Raw genomic sequence first — 14,868 nt, 5'->3', positions numbered from 1 at the left:
GGTCAGTTTACGGTGAAGCTGTACTGGCCTTTGGTTTTATGCCCGTCGACCGACACCACATGCCAGCTGACGTTGTATTTGCCCGCGCTCAGCTCGCCTTCAATCGGCACGTTGACCTGGGTGTTGTTGTTCGGATCGAGCTGCAGCTTGCCGGTTTTCACCACGGCGTTGTCCGGGCCGGTGATTTTCACGCCGCTGAAGTTCGGCTCGATGCCTTCGGAGAAGCTGAGGGTCAGCGCCTTCGGTGCCGGGCTGACGCTGGCGTCGGCCTTCGGCGTTTCCACTTTCAGGTGGGCGTGCGCCAGCGCTTGCTGCGAAGACAGGCCGACGAACAGAACGAAAACGGTGGAAAGCAGGCGACAGGAGGAACGAATTTTACCGATCACAGTGGTATCCCTTAACAATATAAAGAGGGTCATAAGGGTTAAGGCCACAGCCAAGGCGATGTATCAGCGGCCCCAACCCACCGCAATGATTGCGCCACGGGTAAACAGAAAAACGGGTTGTATCGGCTAACCCGCTGTTTTGACTCTACCATCCCTGTAGCGTATCGCGGTAAATCATAACGACCACGCCGCGGCAAGTCGAGCACATCACTGGCATTTTGCGATCCGGCAGCACGTATCGCCGCATAACCGCGATAAACGCAGGGTAAAAAAAACCGCGCATCAGGCTCGCCCGCGCGCGGTTTTTCGATGCTCTGGTGCAGATCAGGCCTGGTCGTTGCCGCCCTGGCCCATCGCGCCCATTTTCTTCAGATCTTTGTCGATGAAGAACAGGCCCTTGCCGCTGGTGCCCACCAGCGCCAGCTTGTCCAGCACGGATTTGAACAGTTTCTCTTCTTCATGCTGCTCCGCCACGTACCACTGCAGGAAGTTGAAGGTGGAGTAATCGTGTGCGGTCATGGCGGCGTGCGCCAGTTCGTTGATCTGACGAGTGATCAGCTGTTCGTGTTCGTAGGTCTGCTGGAACACGTCCGCCAGCGACTCAAACGCCACCGGCGGCGCGGCGATGGTGCCCAGCAGCGGCAGAGAGCCGGTGTCGCTCAGATAGTCGAACAAACGTTGCATATGCTGCATCTCTTCCTGAGAATGCTCTTTAAGAAATGCGGCGGCGCCTTCAAAGCCTTTATCGCTGCACCATGCGCTCATCTGCAGATACAGGTTGGCGGAGTAGAACTCCAGATTCAGTTGCTCATTCAGCTTTTGAGTCATTTCTTGCGTCAGCATAATGATTCCTTTTATTTTGCAGGTCATGAATTTAATTTCCGCGCATTATGCCTTGCTGCCGTAAAAATAAAAACACATTATTCACACCAAGCAAACATTAATTATAAAAATCATAAATATCAATAAATTAAAATATCAACCCCACGTTGAGAATTCACATGATAATTATTTTCATCTTTTAGTTTAATCAAAAAGCGAATCATTCTTATTTAAAAGAATAAATAGATTGCATTACTGCTGGATAAATATCGCTCCCGGCAACGGCGTAATGGGCTTGCCAAGCGCCGCCGGGTGGATTACCTTCTGCGCAGATTCAATGCGGCAAAGTAAGTAAGGAGCATAGCGTGGGTTACAATCTGGCCGAGCTGCCCAAAGAGGAAATGGACAGGGTGAATGTGGATCTCGCCGCCTCAGGCGTGGCGTACAAAGAGCGCTACAACATGCCGGTGATCCCGGAAGTGGTAGAGCGCGAGCAGCCGGAAGCGCTGCGCGACTATTTTCGCGAGCGCGTGGCGCATTACCGCGCGGAATCCCACAGGTTTTCGCGCCTGCCGTACGAGCCAAAGGCCAAATAAAAAAACCCGCCGTAACGGCGGGTTTTTTGCGTCACTTGCCGGCGAACCGGTCGGTGGCGATCATCAGTTGGTGCAAGATGCCCGGTTCGTCATACGAATGCCCCGCCCCTTCCACGATATGCAACTCCGCTTCCGGCCAGGCCTTGGCCAGGTCCCAGGCATTCTGCACCTGACAGGCCATGTCATAACGGCCGTGGACGATCACCGCCGGAATATGGCGGATCAGCGGCACGTTGCGCAGCAGTTGGTCGTCGCTTTCCAGGAACCCCAGATGGGTGAAGTAGTGGTTTTCAATACGGGCGAACGCCAGCGCGAAATCATCCTCGCCGAACGACGCAGACTCGCGGCTCGGCAGCAGCGTGACGGTCTCCCCTTCCCACACGCTCCACAGCTTGGCCGCTTCGAGCTGCACCTGCGGATCGGTCGAGGTCAGCCGCTGCCGGTAGGCGGCGATCACGTCTTTGCGCTCGTCATCCGAGAGGATGGACAGCACGCGCTCCCATTTATCCGGGAAGAAGCGCGAAGCGCCGTCCTGGTAATACCAATGCAGCTCCTGCTTGCGCAGGGTGAAGATGCCGCGCAGCACCATTTCACTGACGCGTTCCGGGTGGGTCTGCGCATAGGCAAGCGCCAGCGTCGATCCCCAGGAACCGCCGAACACCAACCATTGTTCGACGCCGGCCATTTCCCGCAGCCGCTCAATATCGGCCACCAAATGCCAGGTGGTGTTGTTGTCCAGGCTGGCGTGCGGACGGGAACGGCCGCAGCCGCGCTGATCGAACAGCAACACCTTATAGCGTTCGGGATCGAACAGCTGGCGATGGTGCGGAGAGATGCCGCCGCCCGGCCCGCCGTGAATGAAAACCGCCGGCTTACCGTTCGGGTTACCGCTCAGCTCCCAGTAGATCCGGTGGCCATCCCCAGTGTCCAGCCAACCGCTGTCGTATGCCGCTAACGGCGGGTACAAACCTCGTAATTGTTCCATGGCGCTTTCCGTCTCTCTGTGAGTCATGCTTTCATCAAAGCGGAAGCCGCCCGGCAGGTCAACGGTAAAACCTGAAAACTCAAACGCGCGCCGGGAACTCGGCGCGCGTTTGCTCAAAATCACAACGACCTGCTTGCAAAACGCCCACAGGCCCGATCAGTTCAGGTGCGCAATCGCACTGATCTCCACCAATTGCTCGGGCGAAGCCAGCCCGGTGACGCCGATCAGCGAACCGGCGGGCCGGTGATCGCCGACATAGCGTTTGAACAACGCAACGCAGGGTTCAAAATGCGCCTGTACATCGGTCAGATAGATCTCCACATACGCCAGGTTCGAACGTTCGGCGCCGAATCCCGCCAATACCCGATCCAGATTGTCCAACGTCTGTTGGGTTTGCCGTTCGATATCGCCCGGGCCGACAAACTCCCCCTGCATATCATGGGAAAACTGCCCCGAGATGTAGAGGGTATCCTTGACGCGATAGCCTTGGGACACGCCATTCTCCTCTTCCCAAATGACCCCGTGCTGGTAGTGCGTGATGCCATTTTTCATGCTGCTTCTCCAACCGTTTATCGTTTCCATGGCGACTATAATCGTTTGATTGACGAATGGACGTCGTCACTGAAACGACATTGGATATGCAGTTAATTCATTGAATATGTTAAATTAATTATCTTATCATCGAATCTCGGGGGGCGGCATGTTGCGGGCGAATCTCAATGACATTCAGGTTTTCATGGCCGTCGTCGACGCCGGCAGTTTTGTCGCCGGCGGACAGACGATGGGGCTGTCGCGCTCGGCGGCGGGCAAAGCCATCGCGCGTCTGGAGCAGCGGCTGAGCGTGCGGCTGTTACATCGCACCACGCGTTCACTTGGCCTGACCGACGAGGGGCGGGAGTTTTATCGGCGCGGTCTGCAGATCCTCGCATCGGTCGACGATGCCGAGGCCAGCGTGGCCGGCGACAAGGGCACCGCACGCGGAGTGCTGCGGTTGACCGCCCCTTCCGCCTTCGGCAGACGGATCCTGTTGCCGCTGGTGCCGAAATTTCTCGTCGCCTGGCCTGAGGTGCAGGTGGAGATCAGTTTTTCCGATCGCCTGGCGGATGTCGTGGAAGAAGGGTTTGATTTGGCAGTACGGATCGGCGTCACGGCGCCGGATACCCGGCTGGTGTCCAGAACCCTCGCCAGGTATCCCGCCCTGCTGTGCGCCTCCCCCGCCTACCTCGCCGCCCGTGGCGAACCGCATACCGTTGAGTCGCTCGCCGGGCACGAGGCTCTGCTGTTCAGCAGCCGCAACCAAAAACAGCTCTGGCGGTTGCGTGACGAGCGCGGCGAATGGGTCAAGGCTCCAGTTCGCGGCCGCCTGCGGCTGGACAGCGGAGAAGCGCTGCACGATGCCGCTTTGGCTGGGTTGGGCATCGCGTATCTGCCGGAGTTTATGATTGCGGAGGATTTGGCCACCGGTCGTCTGCAGCAGGTGCTGCGCGCCGTGGAGGGTGAAGAAGTCAGGATTGTGGCGCTCTATCCGAATAAGCGCCTGCTGGAACCCCGTGTCAGGCGCTTTCTCGATCTCTTGGTGGATACGCTAGGCGGCTGAAACCTTACCCGCCTTTACGCATATGCGGCTCGCGCATCTCCTGCGCGGTTTTCGCCTCGATGCTCAGCTCCGCCGTCGGGCGCAGCAGCAGGCGCGCCAGCCCGATGGGTTCGCCGGTTTCGCGGCAGTAGCCGTATTCGCCGTTCTGCAAACGCGCCAGCGCCGCATCGATTTTCGGCAACAGGCGGCTTTCGCGATCCAACTGGCGGAACAGCAAGCGCAGATCCTCTTCGCGCGCCGCCTTGTCGGCCTCATCGCCCGTCGCTTCGCCGCCGTCGATCTCGCTCTTCAGCTCATCGATATGCAACAGCAGCTTTTGCCGCTCATCCTGCAGCAGCTGACGGAAAAACGCCCGTTGAACCGAGTTCATATAATCAGAATCCGGCATGGCCAGCAGTTGCTGCGCATCCGGTAATGCCATCACAGTCATTGCGTTCTCCGAACATTAAAAGTGTAATATTATAACATAATAATTATTTTTATCACCCGGTCATCCAAAAACAAAATTTCACGTGCAAACAGCCGGTTAAGAGCAATTCGCACTTTGTCGCTTGCATCCTGCCGGCTTTAGGCGGTTAATGGCTGAGCAAGCCACCCAATCATAGGTAACGAGAGGCCATCATGAGTAAGGGAATGGATAGCAAAAAAAATGCGAAGAAGAAGCCGTTGAAAACCCCAGCTGAGAAACGTGCGGAGAAACGCGCCAAAAAAGCGCATCCGTCTGGTGAGTAAGCGTCCTTCCATCCGTCATTAAACCCGCCAAGGCGGGTTTTTTATTGCCTTACAGGAGAGATGGCCGATGCCCCGCTTCACCCTCGCTGCCGCCCAATACCCCGCCGCCGCCGATATCGCCTGCAATCTTGAGCGTCATCTTGAATTTATCGCGCAGGCAGCCGATCGGCAGGTGCAGCTGCTGGTGTTTCCCGAACTGTCGCTAAGCGGCTATGAGTTGGCCGAGGCGCCTGCATTGGCGCTGACTCTGGATGATCCCCGCCTGCAGCCGCTCAGTGCGGCGGCGCGAGCGCGGCAGATGACGATCATCGTCGGCGCGCCCTTACGCAGCGGCCCGGCATTGTATATCGCCGCCTTGATTTTTCACCCCAGCGGCGCGCTAGCCACCTACACCAAACAGCATCTGCACGGCGCGGAACAGCAATACTTCTCGCCCGGTGTGGGCGGCTCGTTGCTGGCAATGCACCAGCAACGTATCGCGCTGGCTATCTGCGCCGACACCTCGCAACCCGCTCATGCCAGTGCCGCCGCACAGGCGGGTGCGCATATTTATGCCGCCGGCGTACTGATCTCTGAAGCGGGTTACGCGAAAGACTGCGCCGCGCTGGCGGACTATGCCCGCCGTTACGGCATGCTCACGCTGATGGCCAACCATGCGGCACCGACCGGCGGCTGGATCCCAGCGGGCCGCAGCGCCATCTGGGATGAAACGGGAGAGCGCCTGATTGCCGCGCCGGGCGACGCCCCCGGGCTGGTCATCGCGAGCAGGAGCGCCGACGGTTGGCACGGCCACCTGTGCCGGTTAAGCTAGAGCCTGACGGCAACGCGGAGGAAAGCATGACGTTACGCGTAATAGATACCGAGACCTGCGGGCTGGACGGCGGCGTGGTGGAAGTGGCCTCCCTCGATCTGCTCGACGGCCAGTTAACCAACCCGATGAGCGATCTGATCAGCCCGGATCGCCCCATCAGCCTGGACGCGATGGCGATTCATCACATCACCGAACAGATGGTGGAAGGCAAACCGCGCATTGCGGTGGCGATCGGCCGCTATCAGGGCAGCCCCTACTATGTGGCACACAACGCCGCTTTCGATCGCGGCGTGCTGCCGGAGATGAACGGCGCCTGGATCTGCACCCTCAAGCTGGCGCGCACGCTGTATCCGGACATCAAGTACGGCAACCAGTATCTGCGCTACGCGCTGAACCTGGACGTGCAGCTGCCGGCTGACGCCACGCTGTACCCGCACCGCGCGCTGTACGACTGCTACGTCACCGCCGCGCTGCTGCAGCGCATCATCAAGGATTCGGGCTGGACGCCGGAGCAAATGGTGCAGATCACCGAACAGCCGGTGCTGCTGAAGAAGTTCAAATTCGGCAAGTATCGCGGGCAGGAAATCGATCGCATCGCCCAGGAAGATCCCGGCTATCTGCGCTGGATGCTGAAATCCATCGACGATCTGAGCCCGGACATGAAACACACGCTGAAATACTATCTGATTGGCTAGAACAGCGGGCGGCGCAGGCCGCCCGCTGTTCGCCGTTACTCCGCCAGCGCCAGAATGAAGGCGTACTCCAGCGCAATATCCTCATAGGCCTTGAAGCGGCCGGATTTGCCGCCGTGGCCGGCATCCATGTCGGTATACAGCAGCAGCTGCCGATCGTCGGTTTTCAGCTCGCGCAGCTTGGCCACCCACTTGGCCGGCTCCCAATACTGCACCTGCGAATCGTGCAGGCCGGTGGTCACCAGCAGATGCGGGTATGCCTGCGCCTTCACCTGATCGTACGGGCTGTACTGTTTGATGTAGTCGTAATAGGCCTGCTCGTTCGGGTTACCCCACTCGTCGTATTCGCCGGTGGTCAGCGGGATCGACTCGTCCAGCATGGTGGTTACCACGTCGACGAACGGCACCTGCGCCACCACGCCGTGGAACAGCTGCGGCGCCTGGTTGATCACCGCGCCCATCAGCAGGCCGCCGGCGCTGCCGCCCATGGCGAACACCCGCTTGCCGTCGCCGTACCCCTGGGCGATCAGCGTTTCGGTCACGTCGATAAAGTCGTTGAAGGTGTTCTGCTTGTTGAACAGTTTGCCGTCTTCATACCACAGCTGCCCCAGCTCACCGCCGCCGCGAATGTGCGCCAGCGCGAACACGACACCGCGATCCAGCAGGCTCAGGCGGCTGGCGCTGAACGCCGGATCCATGCTGCTGCCGTAAGAGCCGTAGCCGTACACCATCAGCGGGTTGGCGCCGCGCTGGAAGCTGTCCTGGCGATACACCAGTGAGACCGGCACCTCGACGCCGTCGCGCGCCTTCACCCACACCCGCTCGCTGCGGTAGTTTTCCGGCGTGAAGTTCTTCACCTCCTGCTGTTTGAGCATCGTCCGCTCGCCGCTGTCCATATTCAGCTCGTACAGCGTGGTCGGGGTGGTCATCGACGAATAGCCGTAGCGCAGCAGCGCGGTTTCCGGATCCGGGTTATACGCCAGCCAGGTGGTGTAGGTCGGATCGTCGAAGGCGATGCGCTTCTCTTCGCCCGTCTGCCAGTGGATCTGGCGCAGCAGCGTCAGGCCGGCATTGCGCTCTTCCACCACCAACCAATCGCGGAACAGGCTGAAGCCCTCCAGCATTACGTCGGCGCGCGGGGCGATCAGCGTCTGCCACTGCGCTTCGTCCGCCTGCTCGCTTTGGTACAGGCCGAAGTTCTTGCCGTCCTTGTTGGAGCGGATGTAGAAATGCTGGTGATAGTGATCGATGGCGTACTCGTGATCCTTGCGGCGCGGCACGAACAGCTGCGGCTTGGCGTCCGCACGATCGGCGTCCAGCAGCAGGATCTCCGAGGTGGTGGTGCTGCTCAGGTGGATCAGGATAAAACGCTCGGAGGTGGTCTTCTCCAGCCCGACGTAAAAGGTATCGTCCAGCTCTTCGTAAATCAGCTCGTCCTGCTGCGGATCGCTGCCCACCACGTGGCGATAGACCTGATACGGCAACAGCGTCTTGGCGTGCTTGCGCACGTAGTACACCGTCGAGGAGTCGTTAGCCCACTCGAAGCTGCCGGAGGTGTTTTCCAACACTTCCTCCGCCCAACTGCCGTCGGCCGGGTTCTTGAAGCGAATGTCATACTGACGGCGCGACAGGAAATCCTCCGCCACCCCCAGCCGCTGATTGTCTGGGCTGACGTCCAGCCCGCCCAGGGTGTAAAACTCGTGGTTCTCGGCGCGCTGGTTGCCGTCGATAAGCACTTCCCAGTGCTCGCTCTCGGCCTGCGGCTGGCGCACATAAATCGCGTATTCGTTGCCCGGCTCGTAGCGCGTCTGATAGCGATAGCCGTGGCGCACGTAAGGCACCGAATGTTCCTGCTGCGGAATGCGCGCCACCATCTCTTCGTACAGGGTTTCGCGCAGCGCCTGCTGCGGTTTCAGCATCGCATCGGTGTAGGCGTTCTCCGCCTGCAGGTAGTCCAGCACCTGGCGGTCTGCGCGCTCGTCGTCGCGCAGCCAGTAGTAGTCATCCACGCGCGTGTCGCCGTGAATGGTGATGGGATAAGGGCGTTTTTCCGCTTTCGGTGGGGTCATCATTGCTAAATCATCCGCTTACATAGATTGCGGCAAGAGTGACACGATTCCCCCCGGCTTGCCAAGCGGCGCTACGCCAGCTCGCGCTTTTTCTCGTTGACGTCGCTCTCGATGCCCTGCTTGACGTCCGCCGGGATCTTCAGCGCCTGCGCCAGCGCATCGAGGTAGCCGCGCTCCATAAAGTGATCGACGTCGATCACCAGACAGCTCAGGTAGTAAACCTCCAGCGCCTCGTCTTCATTTTGCACGCTGCGGGCGATCAATTCCGGGTTGAGCGGCTGATCGAGCGCTTCCTGCACCCAGGCCTGCGCCTCTTCCCCCACCTGCAGCTGCGACAGGCTGTGATCGATGGCGCGCTGCTCGTCGGCATCGATATGGCCGTCGCTCTTGGCGGCGAACACCAACGCCTGCACCAAACGCTTGGCGCGCAGATCTACCGGCGTGGTTTGCAAACCGAACTGCGGTTCGTCCTGATGGGTCTCTTTCACCCGCTGCTTATACTTGTTCCACAGCACCGCGCCCACCGCCGCGCTGCCGCCGATAATCAGCGCATTCTTGCCGAACTTACCCACCAGCTTGCGCGAGGATTTGTTGGCCAACAGCACGCCGACCAAACCGCCCAGCGCCGTGGGCGCCAGCAGCTTGCCGATGCCTTCCGCCCCGCCCATCGCGCCGGCCTTCTGCCCGATCAACGTTTGAATCTGCTGCATCCAGTTACTTTTCATCATCTACCCCTTGCGTGAAAAAGCGCGGCGCGCAGGCGCGGCCGAACCGACGGTAAACCGCCAGATTAGGGGATCTTTTGTCAATTTACGTCTGGGGGATGCAAACCTGTGTTTAGCGGATCGGCGGGCCGGGCGGCCCGCCTGGATGGCTGCGGCGTTACGCGTCTTCGTCGCCCGCTTCGTCTTCCTGCTCGTACTCCGCCAGCTCGTCGCGCATCGCCTGGATGGCGTCGCGGGTCATCAGCGCCAGCGTGCGGTAGAAACCGGTGGTGGCGTGCGCTTCCACTTTGCCGAGGAAGCGGCCGCACCACGGCAGCAGAAACTCGTCGAACAGCGCGATCTGCGCCTGCGCTTCATCTTCCTGCGACTGATCCTCCAGCCAGGAAGCGGCCAGCAGCAGCTGGCCGAAATGGTCGGCCGGCGCCTCCGCCAGCGGCATGCCGCGCTGCTGCAGGAAGGTGCGCACTTCCGCTTCGCTGGCGCCTTCGACGTAGTCGGAGCGGAACGGCGACACGCTGCATTCGCTGCCGACGAACATCGCGTTAAAGTCGGTCGCCAGCTGGTTGACGTCGCAGCCCTGCTGCAGGCGCTTCAGCAGGTCATCCTGCTCCAGCGGCCAGTGCTGCTGAAGCTTGCCCTCTTTGATCAGCGCGAACAGCGGCACCAGCAGCGGATCCTGCGGCTGGCGGTAGAACAGCGTACCCAGCACGCGGCAGACAATGGAAAACTCATTCATGATAATGCCTTATACAATACGGAAAATTTTGCCGGGACGATGTCACAAATCGGCCAATTCCGCAATCGCCGGCTTGCCGCGCCGCTCGAGAAAATCCAGCAACCGGCGCGGGCTGACGTTGAGAATGCGCTCCTGCGGGAAGCCCACCTCTTCGATGATGCGCTCGCAGTGCTCGAAATTACCCAGTGAAAAAGCGACGTGCGAATCCGAACCCAGCGCCAGCCAGCCGCCGGCGTCGCGCACCGCGGCGGCGATCGCCCGGCAGTTGGCCTCGCTGCCCTTGCGGGAGTGGGTGAACGACGAGTTATTCAGCTCCAGCGCCACCTCGTATTTGGCCGCCGCCGCCGCGACGGCGGGAATATCGATCGGGTAACGCGGGTTGCCGGGGTGGCTGATGATATGCACGTCTCCCTGCGCCATCGCGGCGATCATCGCTTCAGTATTGGACGCTTTATCCTGCGGCGCAAACACCGGCTCATGGAAACCGGCGATGATCACGTCGGTGGCCGTCAGCATCGGGCCGGTGCAGTCGATATCGCCCTGCAGGTTTTTGATGTTGGCTTCGATACCGCGCAAAATGCCCACGCCGTTCACCCGGCGCGGCCACACGTGCATGTTCATGAAGTGCCAGTAGTGCGGCGCATCGGCCATGTCCGGGCCGTGATCGGTGATGGCGAACAGCTTGATGCCCTTCTGCTGGGCTTCGGCGATGTAATCGTGCAGCGTGCTGTAAGCGTGGGTGCTGGCGACGGTGTGCATATGCAAATCAACGGGGTACATTGTTTCTCCTTCCAGAGGGCCCGCCCGCAAAGGTACGGACAGGCGCGATGACGATAACAGCTTATCAGTTACCGAACGGCGGCTGAAGGCTCAGTAACCCCGTTGCCTGTCGACCACGCCGGCCGGGGCATGCCCCGCCTCCAGCGCGCGGATGTTGGCGGCGATCTGATCCATCGCCTGCTGCGGCAACGTGATGGCAGCAATATGCGGGGTAATGGTGACACGCGGATGACGCCAGAACGGGTGATCCTGCGGCAGCGGCTCGCGGGCGAACACGTCCAGCGTGGCGGCGGCCAGTTGCCCCTGCTCCAGCGCCGCCAGCAGATCGGCCTCCACCAGATGCGCGCCGCGCGCGATGTTGATGAGGTAAGCTCCCGGCCGCAGTTGCGCGAACAGCTCACGGTTGAGAATGCCGACGGTCTCCGGCGTATTGGGCAGCAGGTTGATCAGCAGTTTGACGCCGTCGAGAAAGGCGCCGCGCTGCGCCTCTCCGGCGAAGCTTTGCACGCCGTCGATCTGTTTGGCGCTGCGGCTCCAGCAGCGTACGCTGAAGCCAAACTCGGTCAGCTTGCGCGCCACGCTCTGCCCCAGCACGCCGGCGCCGAGGATGCCGATAGTGAAATCATCCAGCGAGTGCGGATCGAGCGGTTGCCATTCCTGCCGCTGCTGCAACGCCTGATACTCGTCGAAACGGCGGAAATAGCGCAGCACATAGCTCAGCGCATATTCCTGCATCTGCTGCGCCATGCCGGTATCCTCCAGCCGCAGCAGCGGCACGCCGGCGGGCAGTGTGCCGGGGTGTTTGCGCTCCTGATCGAGAATGGCGTCGACGCCGGCGCCGAGGGCGAACACCGCTTTCAGATCGCGGCGGTTGGCTAACATCTCGTGCGGCGGGCGCCATACCAGCGCGTAATCCGCCGGCCGCTCGTCGCCGCGCTGCCATTCGCGGATCTCGGCCTGCGGCAGGCGTTGCTTGATGCCGATCAGCCATTCCTGGGCGTTAAACAAGGGGTGGTAATAGATGATGTTCATACTGCGGGCTCCGGTTTGTTTTTATTGGTTTTCCTTCAGCCTTCCGCGATTCGCCGCCGGATGCAAGCGTTAAAGCCCAAAATAAAAACAGCCCCGACCAGTGGGGCTGTTGTGCATGTGCGCAAAATCAGGCGGCAGACGCGCCGTCGCGCCGGATAAGACGCCGCAGCAGCGGAATGAGGATCAGCATCGCCACGCCGACGCCCGTCGCCCCCCAGCCCAGTGCGCTGAAGATTTCGCTGTAGCCGGGATTGGTTTGCAGCGGCGTACTGCCGCTGTTTTCCGGCATCAGGCCGGAGACGTAGCCCGCCAGCACCGAGGCGACGCCGGTCACCATCATCCAGCAGCCCATCATCACGCCCTGATAGCGCGGCGGCGCCAGCTTGCCGATCATCGCGTAACCGATCGGCGAGATCATCAATTCACCGACGCTTTGCAGCACATAGCTGATGACGATCCATTTAAACGCCACCAGCCCGTCGCCGCCGGCCATGCTGATGCCCAGCGGCAGCACCAGCATGCCGAGCCCGATGCAGAACAGCGATCCGGAGAACTGCAGCGGAATGTCGATGTTGCAACCGCGGGCGCGCAGGCGATTGAACCACCAGGCCAGCAGCGGGCCGCCCACCACGATCACCAGCGTGTTGATATTCTGGATCCACTGCGGCGCCACCTGAATGCCGTAAACGTTCAGGTTGATGTTGTGCTCGGAGAACAGCATCAGCCCCATCGGCGCCAGCTGATACAGCGCCCAGAACACCAGCGACCCCAGCGCCAGGATCAGATAGGCCGCCATTCTGCGGCGCTCATCGCGCGGATGGTGGCGCAGCGTCACCACGCACAGCATCAGGAAGATCAGCGCGCCGAGCACGATCACGAAATGGCCGCTGAACTCGGCGTGGGTCAGCATCACGCGGATAATCGGCACCAGCGCCACCAGCACCGCCAGCCCGGCCAGCATGCGCCAACGGTATTGACTGCGGCTGGCATCGTGCAGCGGCGTATTGAGATCCGCCAGAATCCGCCAGCGGCAGACGGCGACGATGATCGCCGCCGCATTGCCCAGCGTGGCGAACAGGAACAGCGCGCGATAGTTTTCCGTCAGTTGGAAATACCCGGCGACGGTAAAGCCAACGAAGAACCCGAGGTTCATGCCAGCGTAGTTCCACAGGAATGCCGATTCGCGCCGGTCATCATCCGGTTTGAAACGCTGGGTGAGCATCATATTAATGCAGGTCACGTTAAGGCCGCTGCCGGTCAGGAACATCGCCAGCCCCCAGTACAGCCCCCACACGCCCGCGACGGCAATCAGCGCGCAGCCGATCACCTGCAGCACCATGCCCAGCACGAACAGGTTGCGGTTGCTGAGGAAACGGCCGCCGAGGTAGCCGCCGAACATGTGCAGACCATAGTTGAAGGCGCCGAACACCCCCATCATGGCGTTGGCGCTGCTTTCGTTGAAGCCCAATCGCTTGGTGGCGTACAGCACCAGCGTGGAGTAAAGCACGGCGAAGCCCAGTGTGGCGAAGATCTGGATGAAGAACAGCGCCCCCGCACCGGGGGGAATGGCATGGCGCGCTTGCGGCGCCGGCATGGCATCTGAAGGAGTCAAAACGAACCTCTACTGCATTATTATGTAATGAGTCTGTCCCTGTCTGCGATATCGCCGGCCTGTCTCCCGGCAATCTGCGCGGCGCCGTGATGTTCCTTGCCAAAAACGCCGCGCCGACATAATTCCATTTAGCGACACATTTGACTAATAATCCAGTATTAATGCATATAACAGCAAATAGACCGATCTCATTGGCGATATATTGAGCTACCCGTACAGAAAAAGGTCAAACAATCATCTTTCACGCGTTTTGAACGTAGTCCGCCCTGCCCGCCGGCGGCCAAGAGTGGGAATATCGTTCGGTAAATCAGCAAATTGCTGCAAGTTTGGCTAAACAGTCATGAGAATGAAATAAGAGGGTTGACGCTGAGATCAGATTCTCCTACATTAGCGCCCGTCGACAGCGCAAGGCGTTATCGACGACAAAACGGTGAGGTGTCTGAGTGGCTGAAGGAGCACGCCTGGAAAGTGTGTATACGCGAAAGTGTATCGAGGGTTCGAACCCCTCTCTCACCGCCAAATTCAAAGAGAAAGCCTGGATTCGCGTCCAGGCTTTTTTTTTGCATGGCGCACCGCCGAGAGGGGCGAGAAGCCTCGACAGGGTTCGACAAAACGCCTGCGTTTTGGACCGCCAACGGCGGCCCGCAGGGTGAGCGCAGCGAATCAAGCCCTCTCTCACCGCCAAATTCAAAGAGAAAGCCTGGATTCGCGTCCAGGCTTTTTTTTGCATGATGCACCGCAGAGAGGGGCGTGCGCAGCGCATCTCCCTCCCTCTGTGACCGTGATTCCCATTTCCGCCGGTTATCAACGAACCTTACCCCTGATGTTCTCGCTCTTTCATGGCTTCCGCCCTGCCGTTCGCCGCAGTTTTCAGCAAAGTGAACACGGGTTGAGCGGACAAACAAAAACACAGAAATTATTCTTGACCGGATCGGCCCCACTCCCTATAGTAGCGCCCCGTTGCAGCGATGATTTCGCAACAAAAAAATATGGTGAGGTGTCCGAGTGGCTGAAGGAGCACGCCTGGAAAGTGTGTATACGCGAAAGTGTATCGAGGGTTCGAATCCCTCCCTCACCGCCATATTCTACGAAGAAGCCTGAACTCACGTTCAGGCTTTTTTGTATGCATAGCGCACCGACCGGGAGGGTGAGAACCCTCGACAGGGTTCGACAAAACGCCTGCGTTTTGGACCGCCAGCGGCGGCCCGCAGGGTGAGCGCAGCGAATCTATCCCTCCCTCACCGCCATACAAAAAAGCCCGAACGCAAATTCAGGCTTTTTTATCCCCATACC

The 14,868-nt window shown here is 60.0% G+C and carries 15 protein-coding genes, 2 tRNA genes and 1 other RNA gene; 7 read left to right on the top strand and 11 right to left on the bottom strand.

The window, feature by feature from the left end:
- Window positions 1–2: 2 nt before the first annotated feature.
- Complete coding sequence (gene yobA / locus GT753_RS05705) at window positions 3–419, bottom strand: CopC domain-containing protein YobA (RefSeq protein WP_046686875.1); 417 nt, start codon at window positions 417–419, stop codon at window positions 3–5.
- Window positions 420–710: 291 nt separating this feature from the next.
- Window positions 711–1,229 carry a non-heme ferritin gene (gene ftnA / locus GT753_RS05700; protein ID WP_015377481.1) on the bottom strand — a complete coding sequence of 173 codons (519 nt, stop codon included), beginning with the start codon at window positions 1,227–1,229 and terminating at the stop codon, window positions 711–713.
- 344 nt (window positions 1,230–1,573) lie between these two features.
- On the opposite strand from ftnA, the gene GT753_RS05695 reads away from it, so the two are divergent.
- On the top strand, window positions 1,574–1,804 hold the full coding sequence (locus GT753_RS05695; protein WP_019454717.1) for a DNA polymerase III subunit theta: 231 nt from the start codon (window positions 1,574–1,576) through the stop codon (window positions 1,802–1,804).
- A gap of 31 nt (window positions 1,805–1,835) precedes the next feature.
- Here GT753_RS05695 and pip read toward each other — a convergent pair whose 3' ends face one another.
- Both pip and GT753_RS05685 read right to left on the bottom strand, forming a co-directional pair.
- Window positions 1,836–2,789: a prolyl aminopeptidase gene (gene pip, locus GT753_RS05690; RefSeq protein ID WP_025159932.1), complete on the bottom strand. Its 954-nt coding sequence runs from the start codon at window positions 2,787–2,789 to the stop codon at window positions 1,836–1,838.
- Between the two features lie 156 nt (window positions 2,790–2,945).
- Entirely contained in the window at window positions 2,946–3,341 is a 396-nt protein-coding gene (locus GT753_RS05685) for a RidA family protein (protein ID WP_076740331.1), read from the bottom strand.
- 148 nt (window positions 3,342–3,489) lie between these two features.
- Between GT753_RS05685 and GT753_RS05680 the strand changes: the two genes are divergently transcribed.
- On the top strand, window positions 3,490–4,386 hold the full coding sequence (locus GT753_RS05680) for a LysR family transcriptional regulator (RefSeq protein WP_160125371.1): 897 nt from the start codon (window positions 3,490–3,492) through the stop codon (window positions 4,384–4,386).
- 4 nt (window positions 4,387–4,390) lie between these two features.
- Here GT753_RS05680 and dksA read toward each other — a convergent pair whose 3' ends face one another.
- Complete coding sequence (gene dksA / locus GT753_RS05675; RefSeq protein ID WP_019456414.1) at window positions 4,391–4,816, bottom strand: RNA polymerase-binding protein DksA; 426 nt, start codon at window positions 4,814–4,816, stop codon at window positions 4,391–4,393.
- 369 nt (window positions 4,817–5,185) lie between these two features.
- Between dksA and GT753_RS05670 the strand changes: the two genes are divergently transcribed.
- Window positions 5,186–5,929: a carbon-nitrogen hydrolase family protein gene (locus GT753_RS05670; RefSeq protein ID WP_160125370.1), complete on the top strand. Its 744-nt coding sequence runs from the start codon at window positions 5,186–5,188 to the stop codon at window positions 5,927–5,929.
- Between the two features lie 26 nt (window positions 5,930–5,955).
- The gene (gene exoX, locus GT753_RS05665) at window positions 5,956–6,624 is read left to right on the top strand and encodes an exodeoxyribonuclease X (protein ID WP_033644251.1); all 669 of its coding nucleotides are present in this window, start codon (window positions 5,956–5,958) and stop codon (window positions 6,622–6,624) included.
- 35 nt (window positions 6,625–6,659) lie between these two features.
- Here the strand turns inward: exoX and GT753_RS05660 are convergent, their stop codons facing one another.
- The 6 genes from GT753_RS05660 to GT753_RS05635 form a co-directional block, all read right to left on the bottom strand.
- Window positions 6,660–8,693, bottom strand: coding sequence for a S9 family peptidase (locus tag GT753_RS05660; RefSeq protein WP_160125369.1), 2,034 nt, complete (start codon window positions 8,691–8,693; stop codon window positions 6,660–6,662).
- Between the two features lie 68 nt (window positions 8,694–8,761).
- Window positions 8,762–9,415, bottom strand: a complete 654-nt coding sequence (locus GT753_RS05655) for a tellurite resistance TerB family protein (protein ID WP_099982672.1) — start codon at window positions 9,413–9,415, stop codon at window positions 8,762–8,764.
- A gap of 157 nt (window positions 9,416–9,572) precedes the next feature.
- Window positions 9,573–10,151: a molecular chaperone gene (locus GT753_RS05650; protein WP_160125368.1), complete on the bottom strand. Its 579-nt coding sequence runs from the start codon at window positions 10,149–10,151 to the stop codon at window positions 9,573–9,575.
- A 42-nt stretch (window positions 10,152–10,193) separates the two neighbouring features.
- Window positions 10,194–10,931, bottom strand: coding sequence for a phosphatase (locus GT753_RS05645; protein WP_004928821.1), 738 nt, complete (start codon window positions 10,929–10,931; stop codon window positions 10,194–10,196).
- 90 nt (window positions 10,932–11,021) lie between these two features.
- Window positions 11,022–11,963, bottom strand: a complete 942-nt coding sequence (ghrA, locus tag GT753_RS05640) for a glyoxylate/hydroxypyruvate reductase GhrA (protein ID WP_015377473.1) — start codon at window positions 11,961–11,963, stop codon at window positions 11,022–11,024.
- 127 nt (window positions 11,964–12,090) lie between these two features.
- A complete protein-coding gene (locus tag GT753_RS05635; protein ID WP_160125475.1) occupies window positions 12,091–13,557 on the bottom strand; it encodes a peptide MFS transporter in 1,467 nt (488 codons plus the stop codon).
- A 447-nt stretch (window positions 13,558–14,004) separates the two neighbouring features.
- On the opposite strand from GT753_RS05635, the gene GT753_RS05630 reads away from it, so the two are divergent.
- The 3 genes from GT753_RS05630 to GT753_RS05620 all read left to right on the top strand — a co-directional run bounded on the left by GT753_RS05630 (window position 14,005) and on the right by GT753_RS05620 (window position 14,822).
- Window positions 14,005–14,094: transfer RNA gene (locus tag GT753_RS05630), tRNA-Ser, on the top strand.
- A gap of 472 nt (window positions 14,095–14,566) precedes the next feature.
- Window positions 14,567–14,656, top strand: a tRNA-Ser gene (locus GT753_RS05625).
- 46 nt (window positions 14,657–14,702) lie between these two features.
- A non-coding RNA gene (locus GT753_RS05620) (RtT sRNA) lies at window positions 14,703–14,822 on the top strand.
- Window positions 14,823–14,868: the final 46 nt, after the last annotated feature.

It is taken from the genome of Serratia sp. Z4 (genome assembly GCF_009900725.1).
Lineage (GTDB): Bacteria > Pseudomonadota > Gammaproteobacteria > Enterobacterales > Enterobacteriaceae > Serratia > Serratia nematodiphila.
The sequence above is the reverse complement of the archived record's forward strand: the minus strand, read 5'-3'. Positions and strand labels throughout refer to the sequence as shown.